The organism is Nonomuraea sp. ZG12 (assembly GCF_052068115.1).
Lineage (GTDB): Bacteria > Actinomycetota > Actinomycetes > Streptosporangiales > Streptosporangiaceae > Nonomuraea.
On record NZ_JBQHCW010000001.1, the window covers coordinates 329,514 to 343,267 of the forward strand.

Below are 13,754 nucleotides of genomic sequence, written 5' to 3' on the forward strand. Positions count from 1 at the left end.
GGTCAGATGATCGGGCGTACGAGTCGGTGGGTGAGCTGCCAGCGGCCGTCCGGCCGGCGGCGCACCGTGTCGGTGAACTCGCCGACGCTCAGCCGTCCACCCGAGCGGAAGGTCAGCACCTTGGACCGGCAGGTCGCCGTGCCCGGTCCCGCCGGCTGGACGGTCATGGTGGACAGGTGGTGGCTCAACGCGGGGTCGGCCGAGTTCTCGAGCGTTTCGACGAGCTCGGCCAGGCTGTGAAGGTGCGTCTTCCCGGGGTTCTCGTACTGGACGTCGTCGGCCAGCAGCTCGCCCAGCCGTACGGTGTAGTCGCCGCCGCTGTCGAAGGCGAACGCGATCTCGGCGATGAGGTGCTGGATGGCGAGGATCTCGCGCTCGGTCAGGGGGCCGGTGACTACCGGGTCTTGTGTCGTGCTCATAGGTGGCTCCTGTGGACCTCGTGGGCTGAGCGGCTCTGCCCATCCGGCGCGGTGACTCGGTCAGACCGGCCGCACCAGATGCCGTAGATGCGCACTTCTCCCACTCGGGGCCTGTGCGGGTGTGACGCCGCTCACTCTTCGCCACTGGGGCATGTCTTGATATAGCGGTGCGACCAACTCTGCCGCGACGAGGTTGTGGCGCGCTCCAACCAGGCCTGGGCACCATGGAGTACATGAGAGCAGCAATTTATCGGGCAACCGGGCACGCACCGGACGTTCTAGAGCTTGTCGAGTTGGATGTGCCCGACCCCAAGGCGGGAGAGGTACGCGTCGCGATCTCGGCTTCCGGCGTGAATCCCACGGACTGGAAGGCCCGCGCCGGACTCACCGGCCGCGATCCCGACGGTTTCCAGGTGCCCCATCACGACGGCGCCGGCCGGGTGGACGCCGTCGGCCCGGGGGTGACCGGGTTCGCCGTCGGCCAACGCGTGTGGCTCTATCTGGCCGCGGCCGGGAACCGGTACGGCACGGCCGCCGAGTTCGCGGTGGTACCGGCGGACAAAGTGGTCCCGCTCCCCGACAACGCGTCGGACGAGCTCGGTGCCTGCCTCGGTGTTCCCGCGCTGACGGCGGCGTACTGCCTCGGTGGTGATCCCAGCGCGGTGCGAGGGCGGACGGTCCTCGTCGCGGGCGGCGCGGGAGCCGTCGGGCACTTCGCGATCGAGTTGGCGAAGCATGCGGGGGCCCACGTGATCACCACGGTCAGCTCCGAGGAGAAGGGCGAGCTGGCGCGTGCCGCGGGCGCCGACCTCGTGCTGAACTATCGCGAGGAGAACGTCGCGGAAAGGATCCTGGCGTCCGCCGGGCAGGTCGATCGCATCGTCGAGGTCGCGCTGGGGGCGAACATCGACACCGACGCCGCCGTCATCGGACCCAATGCCGTGATCGCCGTCTACGCCGGGGAGGCCGAACGGCCCAGCATCCCGATCCTGCCCTTGGCCAGCGCGAACGCGTCGATTCAGTTCGCGCTGATGTACACCGTCTCCGCAGCGGAGTTCAAGCGGTTGACGTCATGGACGAACGCCGCCATCGAGGCGGGCGCACTGTCCGCGCTGCCGGTCTCCGACTACGACCTCAGCGACATAGCCGCCGCGCAGTCGGCCGTGGAGAAGGGCGCGGTCGGAAAGGTGCTCGTCCGCCCTTGAGCGCCGGGCCCGGCGCGGATCCGTCCTCCTCGCCGCGGAAGTGAGCAGACCGCCGCTCACGAGACAGCTGGACCGCGGGGCGTGCCGAAGAGATCCACTTCCGGTGCGCCCTCGCCGGTCGCCGGGGCCACGGAGCCGTCCCGGTGCCTCTGGAGGCGGTCGAGGAACTCCCGCTCCCTGCGGAGCTCCCGCTCCGACGGGGAGAGCACGAGGGCCAGCAGCAGCCCCATGGTGATCATGCTGATCCCGACGATCACCGGCAGCATGAAGTCGATCGGCCTGGCCCCGGTGATCGGCACCGGGTCCTGGTGGACCTCCACCGCCATCGCGTGCATGCCGGTGAAGTGCATCCCGGTCACCGCGACGCCCATGACCAGCGCCGCGCCGCCGATCCGCAGCGCGCCGTGGACCCGCAAGGTGAACCAGAGCGCCGTGGTCGCCGCCGCCACGGCGATGAGCACCGACGCGGCCACGAGCAGCGGGTCGTAGGAGACGTGCGCGGACATGTTCATCGCGGCCATGCCGAGGTAGTGCATGCCGGCCACGCCGAGCCCGGTCAGCGCGCCACCGCCGAACAGGAACCCCGGCCGCTCGCCGCCCAGCCGGACGAGGAACAGGCCGGCGGCGACGACCACGATGGCGATGATCGCCGAGCCGACGGTGAGGGGCACGTCGTAGCGGATCGCCGTGCCGTGCACCGCGAATCCCATCATGGCGGTGAAGTGCATCGTCCAGATGCCGGTGCCGCCGATCGCGACGGCGGCCCCCGTCAGCCAGTAGCGGCTCTCCTTGACGCTGACCAGGCGCGCGCGTGACGTGAGAAGCAGGCCGAGCATGGAGCCCACGCTGGAGATGACGTACGCGACGACGGGTGTGAGCAACCCGTAAGCGTAGTGATCAATAGCGGACATGCCTCCCCCTCGATCTCGATGATCGGAGTATGCGGGGCAGGTGGTAGAGAACGCAACCAACTATGGGCGACGACCACGCGTCGGAACCTGCTGGTCAGAGGGCGCGGGATAGCCGGGCTGACGCCCGTACGCGGGGGGCGGACCGTGAGGCGGCTGGTGGGGCGGCTCGTAGGGCGTGGGAGCGGGCATGACCGGCCCCGGGCGCGGGGCCGGAGCGGGTCGCGAGGGCGGAGCGGGTCGCGAGGGCGGAGCGGGGTAGGCGAACTGCTGCTCCTGGGTGGCCCGCCGACGCCGCTCCAGGCGGGCGACCAGCTCGGCGTCCTCGCTCAGCTCCCGCTCGGACGGCGACAGGATGACCATGAGCAGCATGGTGAGCGTGATGAGGCTGATCACCGTCATCAGCGGCACCAGGAAGTCGAGCGCGTCGGCGCCGCCCACGTCCCCCGGCTGCGCCGTCGGCGTGACGATCAGCGCGAACATGCCGGTGTAGTGCATGCCGGCCACGGCCAGGCCCATGACCATGGCCGCCGCGGTGATCCAGACAGGGCTCTTGACCCGGAGGGTGAACCACAGGGCGGCGGTCGCGGCGACCACCGCGATGACCACGGACGCGATCACCAGGGTGCGGTCGTAGGAGATGTGCGCGGACATGTTCATGGCGTACATGCCGAGGTAGTGCATGCTGGCCACGCCGAGCCCGGTCAGCACGCCGCCGCCGAGCAGCGGGAGCAGCCGGCCCTGGCCGTAGGAGACGAGGAACAGGCCGGTGCCGACGACCACGATGGCGACGATCACCGAGGCGACGGTCAGCGGGACGTCGTACTTGATCTGGGTGCCCTCGACCTCGAAGCCCATCATGGCGATGAAGTGCATGACCCAGATGCCGGTGCCACCGATGGAGACCGCCGCCCCGAGCAGCCAGCGGATCCGCGCGCCGCCTCGTGAGGCATGGGCCTGCGCGGTGAGCCGCAGCCCGAGCATCGAGCCCACGCAGGACATCACGTAGGCGAGGACCGGGGTGAGCAGACCGTGGGTGAAATGGTCAACAGCCGACATTCAGTAGATTCCTTGCATTAGGGGTCTCCGGATTCTTCCAGGGGACCTGTCCCTTACGCATGGATATCTCGACTATCTGTCAATCTGCGTGTCGGAAATGTGAGAAGTGCTCATGGCTGTACGGGGCATCGAACGGACGCCGGAGCCGGACTAAACTCGATGCACCGAAGCGTTGGTACCAGCGGCGCATTCCCCATCTTCCGGAGGTTCCACCATGACGATGTCCGCCCTGGGCGAGCCATGCGTTCTGCTCAAGCTGGGCGAGATCGTCCTGAAGGGCAAGAACCGCGAAGTCTTCGAACGCCGCCTCATCAGCAACATCCGCGACGCGCTCCGGGAGCTCGGCATCAAGCTCGACGTGCGCAAGCGGCACGGCGTCATCGCGATCTTCCTGCCCGAGGGCGCCACCGCCGAGCAGGCGCAGACCGTGGCCGAGCGCGTCGCCGACGTGCCCGGACTGGTCTGGATCCACCCCGCCTGGCGGGTCGCCAAGGACCCCGAAGCCGTGCTCAAGGCCGGCCTGGAGCTCGTGGGCGAGCGCGAGGAGGTCAAGCGCAAGCAGTCGTTCGCGGTCCGCTCCCGCCGCCGCGACAAGCGCTTCCCGCTGCGCTCCAACGAGCTCGACCGGCTCGTCGGCGGCGCCATCAACGACGAGTACGGCCTGCCCGTCGACCTGAAGAACCCGGCGCTGACCCTGTCCATCGAGGTCGACCGGGACGAGGTGTTCATCTTCACCGGCGGCCTGCCCGGCCAGGGCGGCCTGCCCGTCGGCAGCAGCGGCCGGGCGCTGGTGCTCATGTCCGGCGGCATCGACTCACCGGTCGCGGCCTACCGCATGATGCGGCGTGGCCTGCACGTCGACTTCCTGCACTTCTCCGGCATCCCGTTCAGCACCTCCGAGTCCATCTACAAGGCCTACGCGCTGGTCCGAAAGCTCGACCGGTTCCAGGGCGGCTCACGCCTGTGGGTGGTGCCGTTCGGCAAGGCCCAGCAGTCCATCCGCAACTCCGGCCAGGACCGGCTGGCGGTCATCACCCAGCGGCGGCTGATGCTCAAGACGGCCGAGGAGGTCGCCCACCGCATCCGCGCCACCGCGCTGGTCACCGGCGACGCGCTCGGCCAGGTCTCCTCGCAGACCCTGACCAACATCACCGCCCAGGACCACGCGGTCGAGCTGCCGATCCTGCGCCCGCTGGTGGGCTGGGACAAGACCGAGATCATGGCCGAGGCCCGGCGCATCGACACCCTGGCGATCTCGGAGCTGCCCGACGAGGACTGCTGCAGCCTGCTCGCCCCCAAGCGCGCCGAGACCCGGGCCAAGATCGCGGACCTCAAGCAGATCGAGAAGCGGCTGGACGCCGAGGAACTCGCCGTCCAGCTCGCCGACTCGATCCAGGAGTACACCCTCTAGCCGGGGGCGCCGGCTAGCTGAAGGCCGGCGCGGCCGACTTGCCGAGCATCGCCGGGAAGTCCCGCATGACCTGCGCCAGCTCGCCCAGGTCGGTGTCCACCAGGGCCTGCGGGCCGTCGCACAGCGCCTGCTCCGGGTGCGGATGCACGTCGATGATGACGCCGTCCGCGCCCACCGCGATGGCCGCCCGGGTCAGCGGCAGCACCAGGTCACGGCGGCCACCCGAGTGTGATGGGTCCACGATCACCGGCAGGTGCGACAGGCGCTGCGCCACCGGGACGGCGGACACGTCGAGAGTGTTGCGGGTGGCGGTCTCGAACGTCCTGATGCCCCGCTCGCACAGCACCACGTCGAGGTTGCCGCGCTGCGCGATGTACTCGGCCGCCATCAGCCACTCCTCGATGGTGGCGTTCATGCCGCGCTTGAGCATGACCGGCCGGCCCGCCGCCCCGACGGCCTGCAGCAGTGCGAAGTTCTGCGCGTTGCGGGTGCCCACCTGCAGCATGTCGGCGTAGGAGGCGACCAACTCCACGTCGTTGGCGTCGACCACCTCCGTCACGATCGGCAGGCCCGTCTCCTCGCGCACGTCGGCCAGGATCCGCAGCCCGCGCTCGCCCAGCCCCTGGAACGCGTACGGCGACGTGCGCGGCTTGTAGGCGCCGCCGCGCAGCAGCGTCGCACCCGCCGCCTGCGCCATCCGCGCGGCCAGGAGCGTCTGCTCGGGCGTCTCCACCGCACACGGCCCCGCGATCAGCGTCACCGTCTGCGGGCCGATCGGCACCCCGCCCACATGCACGGTGGAGCGCTCGGGATGATTCTCCCGGCTGACCAGCTTGTACGGGGTCGACACCCGCATCACGTCGCGCACCCCCGGCATGCCGCGCAGGCTCGCCGGGTCGAGCTGCGTCACGTCGCCCACCAGGCCGATGATCGTCCGCTTGACGCCCTTGCTCACGAACGCCTCCACTCCCGCCGTCCGCACGACGCCGACGATCGAGACGACGTCGTCGCCGGTCGCTTCGGGGCCCATCACGATGACCATGTCTTCTCCCTTGGAGAGCTCTCGGAAAAACCTGGAAAAACCCTTGGACAACGCAGAAGGCCCCGGGTCCGTTCGGACCCGGGGCCTTCTGTTCGCCTGTCTGCTAGCGCAGCGTCAGGTGGCGAACGGTCCGACCAACAGGTCCGTCGCCATACCAAAACACGTAAGCGGTGCGCATAGTGCGCCCATACTAGCGCACCCCAACCCGCTGGCGAACCGGCCTCGGCCCGGTGGCAGGATGGTCAAGACCGCGAGACCCGTGAGGAGAGTGATCGTGGCGGAGTCACGCCTGCCTCCAGGCCAGTACGTCCCCCGCGGCCTACCCGTGGTCCACTACGGCAGGGTCCCCTCGTTCAAGCCGGACACCTGGGACTTCCGCGTGTTCGGGGCCACCGCCTCGGGCCGGGAGCACGGTTTCGGCTGGGACGAGTTCGAGCGCCTGCCCCGGACGAGCGTCACCGCGGACTTCCACTGCGTCACCAAGTTCTCGATGATGGGCCTGGAGTGGCGCGGCGTCACCCCGGCCACCATCCTGGAGGCGGTCCCGCCCGCCGCCGGCGTGCGGCACGTGATGATCTGGGCCGAGTACGGCTACAGCGCCAACCTCAGGTCGTCCGACTTCACCGCCCCCGGCACGCTGCTGGCCACCGACCTCGGCGACGAGCCGCTCACCGCCGAGCACGGCGCCCCGGTGCGGCTCATCGTGCCCCACCTGTACGCGTGGAAGAGCGTCAAGTGGGTGCGCGCCATCGAGTATCTGGTCGACGACCGCCGCGGGTTCTGGGAGGAGCGCGGCTACCACAACGTCGCCGACCCCTGGCGCGAACAGCGCTACTCCTACCAGGAAGAACCAGGGGAGGGCCCGGCCTAGGACGACGCGTGGGGCGACGTAGCAGGCAACGCTGGGTTTCCGCCCGGACACACCGCGTCGTTGGCTACGGTTGCCCGCATGCTGACCACCGTGTGCGTGGCGCTCGCCTGCCTGACCTTCGCCCTGGGCTACACGCTCGGCCGGGTCGCGCGGCGCCGCACCCGGCTCGACTGTCGCTGGAACGACCAGGCGACCTTCGCCACGCTGCATCTCGCCGCGATGGCCGCCCCCGCGCTCCGCACCGGGCTCACCCGTGACTCCGCCCGCAAGGCCGTACGCCATCTGCACGCCCTGCTCGGCACCTACGCCGTCGCGATCACCTCCACCGACACGGCGCTCGCCTGGGACGGCCCCTGCGCCGACGAGGTCCTCGGCTACGCGCGCACCACGCTCGCCTCCGGGCGCGCGCAGGTGTTCGCCGGTGAGCCGTACGGCGCGGTCGTGGTGCCGCTGACCGTCGACGGCACGATCGTCGGCGCGCTGGCGGTCTTCGACGAGGAGCTGAGCGCGGGCCTGGTGCGGACCGTCACCGAGGTCGGCCGCTGGGTGTCGGGTCAGCTGGAGCTGGCCGAGCTCGACTCCTCGCGGCGGCGCGCGCTCGAGGCGGAGATGAGGGCGCTGCGCGCCCAGATCTCCCCGCACTTCGTCTACAACGCGCTGACCACGATCGCGTCGTTCGTCCGCACCGACCCGAAGCGCGCCCGCGAGCTGCTGCTCGACTTCGCCGACTTCGCCCGTTACGCGCTGTCCAAGGCGCACGACTTCACCACCCTCGCCGACGAGCTGACCTGCGTCGACCGCTATCTGCTGCTGGAGCGGGCCAGGTTCGGCGACAAGCTGCGCTTCAGCCTGCAGGTGGCCCCCGAGGTGCTGCCGGTGCCGGTGCCCTTCCTGTGCCTGCAACCCCTGGTCGAGAACGCCATCAAGCACGGCATGCGAGGCCGCGGCGGCATCGGCGAGGTCCGCGTGGTGGCACGCGACGCGGGCCCGGAGGCGCACATCACCGTCGAGGACGACGGCACGGGCATGGACCCCGAGCAGGCCAGGCGGGTGCTCGACGACGACCCCACCCGCGAGGGCAGCGGCATCGGCCTGGCCAACGTGGATCTGCGCATGCGCCAGATCTACGGCGACGGCTACGGGCTCGTGGTGGAGACGGCCCTGGGCGCGGGCACCAGGGTGCGGCTCCGGGTGCCCAAGGCACAACTCGGCTCTATGTGACCGAATCTTTACTCAGAGTGGCGGGAGGGGTTGTGACCTTTGACTTCATACGGCAGCGTAGGGGTCATGCTACGTGTGCTGGCCGTGGACGACGAGGAGCCCGCGCTGGAGGAGCTGGCCTACCTGCTGCGCCAGGACCGCCGGGTCGAGCACGTGATCACCGCCTGCGACGGCGTCGCGGCGCTGCAGGACATGGTGCAGATGATGGGCGGCGGAGAGCGGCTCGACGCGATCTTCCTCGACATCAGGATGCCCGGCCTGGACGGCCTCGACCTGGCCAGGCTCGTCGGCGGGTTCCCCAGCCCGCCGAAGCTGGTCTTCGTCACCGCCCACGACCGGTGCGCGGTGCAGGCCTTCGACCTCGAAGCCGTCGACTACCTCCTGAAGCCGGTCAGGGCCGAGCGGCTGGCGGAGGCGGTGCGCCGGCTGGAGGTGGCCGCCGCGCCCGCCGTCGAGCCCGGCCAGGACGACGTGATCCCGGTCGAGCTCGGCGGCCGCACCAGGTTCGTGCCGCAGCAGGCGGTCCGCTTCGCCGAGGCCAAGGGCGACTACGTGCGCCTGCACACCGACGACGGCAGCTATCTGGTGCGCATGTCGCTGGCGGCGCTGGAGCGGCGCTGGGCGGAGGCGGGCTTCATCCGGGTGCACCGCAGCACACTCGTCTCCACCCGCCACGTCAGCGAGCTCAGGTTCGAGGGCGGCCGGGTCACGGTCACCGTCGGCAGCGAGGTCCTGCAGGTCAGCAGGAGGCACAGCCGCCAGGTGCGCGAGCAGCTCGTCCGCCAGCACAGAGGAGTGATCTCGTGACCGCTCGCCGGGTGCCGGTGACCCGCCGCCAGGGGGTGGCCGGCCGCCTGAGCGGTCCCTTCACCCCCGAGGGCGAGGCCCCCGACGTGGCCGAGCTCGTCTCCCGGCAGTTACGCCAGGCGCTGGCCACCATCGCCGCCGCGCTCACCTCGCTCGCCGGGCTGCCCGCCGCCGCGCTCTGGCTGCGCGCCCCCGACGCCTGGGTGGCGATGACGCTGGCGGTGCAGCCCGCCCTCGTGGCGCTGGCCGTCCACCATCTCAAACGCGCGGAGCGACTCGAACGATGACCGTCGCGGTGCTGACCTGGACCGCCTTCATCGTGCTGCTGGGCATCTCCGTGAGCGCCGCGCGCCCGCGCCGCTACACCGCCCCCGCCCAGCTGCACGCCGCCCGCCGGGCGGTGCGGCCCTGGCGTAACGGGGCGGCGATCAGCTCCGAGTTCACCTCGGCCGCCGTGTGCCTGGGGCTGGCCGGGCTGAGCACCGCGAGCGGCGTGTGGCATCCGGCGGGCGTCGCCGGCGGGTTCGTCCTCGTCCTCGCCCTCGTCGTCGCGCCGCTGCGCCGCTCGCGCACCTACACGCTGCCGGACTTCGCCGAGTGGCGGCTCGGGTCGGTGCCGCTGCGGTGCCTCACCACGGCGCTCTCACTGGTCATTGGGATGGCGTTCCTGGTCGCCCAGCTGCACGCGGCGGGGGTGGTGATGCGGCTGCTGACCGGGATGCCCGCCTGGGCCGGGTGGGCGGCGCTGGCCTCGGCCGGGGTCGCCATCGCCCTGGCCGGGGGGACGGGCAGCGTGACGAGCGTGCAGGCGTCGCAGTACTGGCTGAAACTGGTGATCTTCCTCGGCGTGGGGGTGGTGTTGTGGGCGGTCTGGTGGCACGACCAGCCGTCCGGCGACGTCGCCGCCTTCGTCACGGGGCTGCCGGGCGGGCTCTGGGACGGCGCCGTCGGATCGTACGGCGCCGTCGGGTCGTCGTACGGCGCCGGAGGGGCTTCGGGCGGGTCCCCGGGCGGCTACGACGGGATGGCGGGACTGGTGCCGGGAGCGCTCATGGTCCTGCTGGCGTGTGCGCTGGGCACGATGGGCCTGCCGCACTTGATCGTCCGGCTCCACGTCAGCCTGGACGGCCACGAGGCCAGGCGCTCCATCGTGGCGGCGCAGGCGACGCTGGCGCTGTTCTGCGTGGTGCCGCCGCTCTACGGCGTGCTGAGCGCCGTCCAGCAGCCCGTCCAGCAGCCCCTCCAGTCGCCCGTCCAGTCGCTCATGGGGTCGCCCGTTCAGCCGGAGGGCGGCGTCATGGACGAGATCATGCTGCTGCTGCCGGCCAGGATGCTGCCCGGGTCGGCCGGCGAGCTGCTGACCGGGCTGCTGGCCGCCGGCGCGTTCGTCGCCTTCCTGGCCACCGCGTGCGGGGTGTTGAGCGCGGTCGGGGGCGCCATCTCGTCCTGTGTCTCGCGGGCCACCGGAGTCAGCGTCTTCCGCGGCGCCGTGCTGGCCGTGGCGGTCACCGCGCTGGGCCTCACCACGGCCACGGACCCCGGCGGCTCGATGCCGCTGATGATGCTCGGTTTCAGCCTGTCGGCGGCCACCTTCTGCCCGCTGCTGCTGCTCGGCATCTGGTGGCGGCGGCTCACCGACGCCGGCGTGCTGGCCGGGGCGGTGGCGGGCGGAGGCGTGACCGTCGTGCTCGTGGTGTGCGAACAGGCGGGCGTGAACATGGGCGTGCCGACTTCCCACCCCGCGTCGGTGGCGGTGCCTCTCGCGTTCGCCGTGATGGTGGTGATGTCCCTGGTCACGCCGGGTCGGGTGCCCGGGGGAGTGGGCCGGATGATGGCCAGAATGCATCTGCCGGAGCCTTCGGAGGGCGCCGGAGGCGACCGCTCGTCGCCCGGCGGTGACCGCTCACCGTCCGGGCGCGTCCCGCATATCGATGACTACTGACCGTTTGGCGAGGCGGCGGTCAACGGGGTGTCGTGCGGAAGGCCGCAACCGTAGTGTTTCGGCATCGGAGCCACTCCGGCGCAGCAGGAGGGGAGCCGCAAGGCTCTCGCCGAACGCGCTGGATCCATGGTGGCCGCACTGGCCGCCACGGCTGTCGGGCCCTCGACCGGGGGGTTGGGCCCGCTGCCGACCACGTGAAGGGGCGCCCGCCGTGGCCGGGGATCGGACCGCGATCCGGCCAAACGGGGGCGGTCGGACCGCGAGCGCGGGCGCCCCTGTCACGCCGGCCCGCCCGGCGGATCAGCCGTCGCGCAACCGCTTCAACGTCTCGATGTCCGCACGGTGCTCGTCGGCCTTGCCGGGGGTCTCGATGCAGATCGGCACGCCCGCCACGGCGGGGTGGCGCATCAGCTCCGCGAACGGCTCGGCGCCGATCCGGCCGGCGCCGATGTTCTCGTGGCGGTCCTTCTTGGAGCCGCAGGCGTCCTTGGAGTCGTTGGCGTGGATGAGCTTGAGCCGTCCGGGCGCGATCTTGTGCAGCAGGTCGAACGTCTCCTGGACGCCGCCCTCGGCCGTCAGGTCGTGCCCGGCCGAGAAGGCGTGGCAGGTGTCGAGGCAGACGCCCGCGCGGGGATGCCACTCCAGGGCGTCGAGATAGGGCTCCAGATCCTGCACGGTGGCGCAGAGCATCGCGCCCTGGCCCGCCATCGGCTCCAGCAGCAGGTCGGGGCCGTCGTCCGGGATCTCGTCGAGCAGCGGCAGCAGGTGCTCGCGCAACTGGCGCAGCGCGTCGTCGCGGGACTGGGACACCGCCGAGCCCGTGTGCACCACGACTCCCTTGGCCCCGATGTCGGCGCCGCGCCCCAGGGTGTGGCGGACGAGCGCGACCGAGCCGGCCAGCGTCTCGGGGGTGGGGGAGCCGAAGTTGGCGAGGTAGGGGACGTGGACGAAGGTGTCGACGCCCGCCTCGCGCAGCTTGGCGTCCTGCTCGGGCTTGCCGGGGGTGAGCGCCCAGCCGCGCGGGTTGGTGACGAACACCTGGATCATCTCGGCGCCGATGTCGGCCATGTAGGCGAGACCGCCCTTGGCCAGGCCGCCGGTGACGAAGACGTGTCCGCCGATGAGAGATCTTGAGGTCATGGTGCCACCCAGTCTAGGCCCATCGCCGGCACTCCCGCGCAGGTCAGGCCAGGTCCCATGGGATATCTAATGACAGAATTTGAAATCTGTCATCTGATAGGCCATACTTCACGGCATGAGAACTCTGGGAAAGAACGGGCCGCAGGTCGGCGCTCTCGGCCTGGGCTGCATGGGCATGTCCGACCTCTACGGACCGGCGGACGAGGGCGAGGGGATCGCGACCATTCGCGCCGCGCTCGACGCGGGGGTCGACCTTCTGGACACCGGCGACTTCTACGGGATGGGGCACAACGAGCTCCTCATCCGCCAGGCGCTCGACGGCCGGGACCGCGACGGGGTGCGGATCAGCGTCAAGTTCGGGGCGCAGCGCGACTACGACGGCGACTGGCTCGGCTACGACGGCCGTCCGGCCGCCGTCAAGACCGCTCTCGCCTACACCCTGCGCCGCCTCGGCACCGACTACGTCGACGTCTACCGCCCGTCCAGGATGGACCCCCAGGTGCCCATCGAGGAGACCGTGGGCGCCATCGCCGAAGAAGTGCAGAAGGGACACGTACGGCACATCGGGCTGTCGGAGGTCGGGGCCGAGACGATCAGGCGCGCGCACGCCGTGCACCCGATCGCCGACCTGCAGATCGAATACTCCCTGCTGTCGCGGGGGATCGAGGACGACATCCTGCCCACCTGCCGCGAGCTCGGCATCGGCATCACCGCGTACGGCGTGCTGTCGCGCGGGCTGCTGAGCGGGCACTGGGCCAAGGACCGCACGCTCTCGCCGGGTGACTTCCGCGCCCATGGCCCGCGGTTCTCCGGCGACAACCTGGCGCGCAACCTCGACCTGACCGAGGCGCTGCGCGAGATCGCCGACGCCAAGGGCGTGACCGTGGCCCAGCTGGCCATCGCCTGGGTCCTCGGGCGGGGGGACGACATCGTCCCGCTGGTCGGCGCCCGGCGCCGGGACCGGCTCGCCGAGGCGCTGGGGGCGCTCGACGTGACGCTGACCGCCGAGGAAGCCGGGCGCATCGAGGCTGCCGTGCCCGCCGACGCGGCCGCCGGGGAGCGCTATCCGGTCTCCATGCTGGCGCACCTCGACAGTGAGCGCTGACAGACTTGGGCATATGACCGATGGCAGCTTGACCCGTGACCAGATCCTCAGTGCGGCGGTGGAGGTTCTGCGCCGGTACGGGCCCGCCAAGGCCACGGTGGTGGACGTGGCGCGGGCGCTGAAGGTGAGCCACGGGAGCGTCTACCGGCATTTTCCGAGCAAGGCGGCGCTGCGGGAAGCGGTGATGAAGGGCTGGCTGCGCGAGTCGCACAGCCTGCTCGACGCCGTGATGGCCGGCGACGGGCCCGCCGACGTCCGGCTGCGGGACTGGCTGGCCACACTGTTCGCGGCCAAGCGGAAGAAGGCCCTGGACGACGAGGAGCTGTTCGCGATGTACATGGCGCTCATCGGGGACGCCAGTGAGGCGATCGAGCAGCACGTGGCCGACCTCGTGGAGCAGCTTCGCGAGATCATCTCCGACGGGGTGGCCCGCGGCGAGTTCGCCACCCCCGACCCGGCCGCGGCGGCGCGTGCGGTGTTCGACGCCTCGCTCCGATTCCACTCTCCCGTCCACTCGGCGGACTGGGGGCGGCCGGAGATCGACGACGAGTTCGACGCGCTCTGCGCCCTCATCCTGGACGGCCTCCGCTCCCGCTGACCTGCCCGGCCGGCGGCCGTTGGAGC

14 protein-coding genes are annotated in these 13,754 nt (G+C 71.1%); 9 read left to right on the forward strand and 5 right to left on the reverse strand.

Annotated elements, in window-relative coordinates; all coding sequences use genetic code 11:
* Positions 1-2 precede the first annotated feature (2 nt).
* Positions 3-419, reverse strand: a complete 417-nt coding sequence (locus ACTMTF_RS01480) for a YybH family protein (protein WP_441108862.1) — start codon at positions 417-419, stop codon at positions 3-5.
* A 233-nt stretch (positions 420-652) separates the two neighbouring features.
* Between ACTMTF_RS01480 and ACTMTF_RS01485 the strand changes: the two genes are divergently transcribed.
* Positions 653-1,624 (forward strand): NADPH:quinone reductase, encoded by a 972-nt coding sequence (locus ACTMTF_RS01485; protein ID WP_441108863.1) that lies wholly within the window; start codon positions 653-655, stop codon positions 1,622-1,624.
* 56 nt (positions 1,625-1,680) lie between these two features.
* Here the strand turns inward: ACTMTF_RS01485 and ACTMTF_RS01490 are convergent, their stop codons facing one another.
* Positions 1,681-2,535: an MHYT domain-containing protein gene (locus ACTMTF_RS01490; protein WP_441108864.1), complete on the reverse strand. Its 855-nt coding sequence runs from the start codon at positions 2,533-2,535 to the stop codon at positions 1,681-1,683.
* A 60-nt stretch (positions 2,536-2,595) separates the two neighbouring features.
* A complete protein-coding gene (locus ACTMTF_RS01495; protein ID WP_441108865.1) occupies positions 2,596-3,591 on the reverse strand; it encodes an MHYT domain-containing protein in 996 nt (331 codons plus the stop codon).
* Between the two features lie 214 nt (positions 3,592-3,805).
* Here ACTMTF_RS01495 and thiI point away from each other — a divergent pair, with 214 nt between their 5' ends.
* On the forward strand, positions 3,806-5,002 hold the full coding sequence (thiI, locus tag ACTMTF_RS01500; RefSeq protein ID WP_441108866.1) for a tRNA uracil 4-sulfurtransferase ThiI: 1,197 nt from the start codon (positions 3,806-3,808) through the stop codon (positions 5,000-5,002).
* Between the two features lie 13 nt (positions 5,003-5,015).
* Here the strand turns inward: thiI and aroF are convergent, their stop codons facing one another.
* A complete protein-coding gene (aroF, locus tag ACTMTF_RS01505; RefSeq protein WP_397001072.1) occupies positions 5,016-6,044 on the reverse strand; it encodes a 3-deoxy-7-phosphoheptulonate synthase in 1,029 nt (342 codons plus the stop codon).
* 274 nt (positions 6,045-6,318) lie between these two features.
* Between aroF and ACTMTF_RS01510 the strand changes: the two genes are divergently transcribed.
* From ACTMTF_RS01510 to ACTMTF_RS01530, 5 genes are all read left to right on the forward strand, one after another.
* Complete coding sequence (locus ACTMTF_RS01510; protein WP_441108867.1) at positions 6,319-6,915, forward strand: molybdopterin-dependent oxidoreductase; 597 nt, start codon at positions 6,319-6,321, stop codon at positions 6,913-6,915.
* 78 nt (positions 6,916-6,993) lie between these two features.
* The gene (locus ACTMTF_RS01515) at positions 6,994-8,136 is read left to right on the forward strand and encodes a sensor histidine kinase (protein ID WP_441108868.1); all 1,143 of its coding nucleotides are present in this window, start codon (positions 6,994-6,996) and stop codon (positions 8,134-8,136) included.
* A 66-nt stretch (positions 8,137-8,202) separates the two neighbouring features.
* On the forward strand, positions 8,203-8,943 hold the full coding sequence (locus ACTMTF_RS01520; protein WP_397001067.1) for a LytR/AlgR family response regulator transcription factor: 741 nt from the start codon (positions 8,203-8,205) through the stop codon (positions 8,941-8,943).
* Positions 8,940-9,230, forward strand: a complete 291-nt coding sequence (locus ACTMTF_RS01525; RefSeq protein WP_397001065.1) for a hypothetical protein — start codon at positions 8,940-8,942, stop codon at positions 9,228-9,230. Before ACTMTF_RS01520 ends, ACTMTF_RS01525 begins: the two co-directional genes overlap by 4 nt.
* A complete protein-coding gene (locus tag ACTMTF_RS01530; RefSeq protein WP_441108869.1) occupies positions 9,227-10,885 on the forward strand; it encodes a sodium:solute symporter family transporter in 1,659 nt (552 codons plus the stop codon). The genes ACTMTF_RS01525 and ACTMTF_RS01530 overlap by 4 nt, the downstream gene beginning before the upstream one ends.
* A gap of 300 nt (positions 10,886-11,185) precedes the next feature.
* Here ACTMTF_RS01530 and ACTMTF_RS01535 read toward each other — a convergent pair whose 3' ends face one another.
* Positions 11,186-12,025, reverse strand: coding sequence for a deoxyribonuclease IV (locus ACTMTF_RS01535; RefSeq protein ID WP_441108870.1), 840 nt, complete (start codon positions 12,023-12,025; stop codon positions 11,186-11,188).
* A 115-nt stretch (positions 12,026-12,140) separates the two neighbouring features.
* On the opposite strand from ACTMTF_RS01535, the gene ACTMTF_RS01540 reads away from it, so the two are divergent.
* Both ACTMTF_RS01540 and ACTMTF_RS01545 read left to right on the forward strand, forming a co-directional pair.
* A complete protein-coding gene (locus tag ACTMTF_RS01540; RefSeq protein WP_441108871.1) occupies positions 12,141-13,130 on the forward strand; it encodes an aldo/keto reductase in 990 nt (329 codons plus the stop codon).
* 13 nt (positions 13,131-13,143) lie between these two features.
* Positions 13,144-13,728 (forward strand): TetR family transcriptional regulator, encoded by a 585-nt coding sequence (locus tag ACTMTF_RS01545; RefSeq protein WP_441108872.1) that lies wholly within the window; start codon positions 13,144-13,146, stop codon positions 13,726-13,728.
* The last annotated feature ends 26 nt before the right edge of the window (positions 13,729-13,754 follow it).

What these genes read in the sequence shown, in the direction of transcription:
- ACTMTF_RS01515 (WP_441108868.1), top strand. Translation starts at nt 6,994, where the DNA reads ATGCTGACCACCGTGTGCGTGGCGCTCGCCTGCCTGACCTTCGCCCTG.
- ACTMTF_RS01485 (WP_441108863.1), top strand. Translation starts at nt 653, where the DNA reads ATGAGAGCAGCAATTTATCGGGCAACCGGGCACGCACCGGACGTTCTA.
- ACTMTF_RS01535 (WP_441108870.1), bottom strand. Translation starts at nt 12,025, where the DNA reads ATGACCTCAAGATCTCTCATCGGCGGACACGTCTTCGTCACCGGCGGC.
- ACTMTF_RS01545 (WP_441108872.1), top strand. Translation starts at nt 13,144, where the DNA reads ATGACCGATGGCAGCTTGACCCGTGACCAGATCCTCAGTGCGGCGGTG.
- ACTMTF_RS01540 (WP_441108871.1), top strand. Translation starts at nt 12,141, where the DNA reads ATGAGAACTCTGGGAAAGAACGGGCCGCAGGTCGGCGCTCTCGGCCTG.
- thiI (WP_441108866.1), top strand. Translation starts at nt 3,806, where the DNA reads ATGACGATGTCCGCCCTGGGCGAGCCATGCGTTCTGCTCAAGCTGGGC.
- aroF (WP_397001072.1), bottom strand. Translation starts at nt 6,044, where the DNA reads ATGGTCATCGTGATGGGCCCCGAAGCGACCGGCGACGACGTCGTCTCG.
- ACTMTF_RS01520 (WP_397001067.1), top strand. Translation starts at nt 8,203, where the DNA reads ATGCTACGTGTGCTGGCCGTGGACGACGAGGAGCCCGCGCTGGAGGAG.
- ACTMTF_RS01530 (WP_441108869.1), top strand. Translation starts at nt 9,227, where the DNA reads ATGACCGTCGCGGTGCTGACCTGGACCGCCTTCATCGTGCTGCTGGGC.
- ACTMTF_RS01480 (WP_441108862.1), bottom strand. Translation starts at nt 419, where the DNA reads ATGAGCACGACACAAGACCCGGTAGTCACCGGCCCCCTGACCGAGCGC.
- ACTMTF_RS01490 (WP_441108864.1), bottom strand. Translation starts at nt 2,535, where the DNA reads ATGTCCGCTATTGATCACTACGCTTACGGGTTGCTCACACCCGTCGTC.
- ACTMTF_RS01495 (WP_441108865.1), bottom strand. Translation starts at nt 3,591, where the DNA reads ATGTCGGCTGTTGACCATTTCACCCACGGTCTGCTCACCCCGGTCCTC.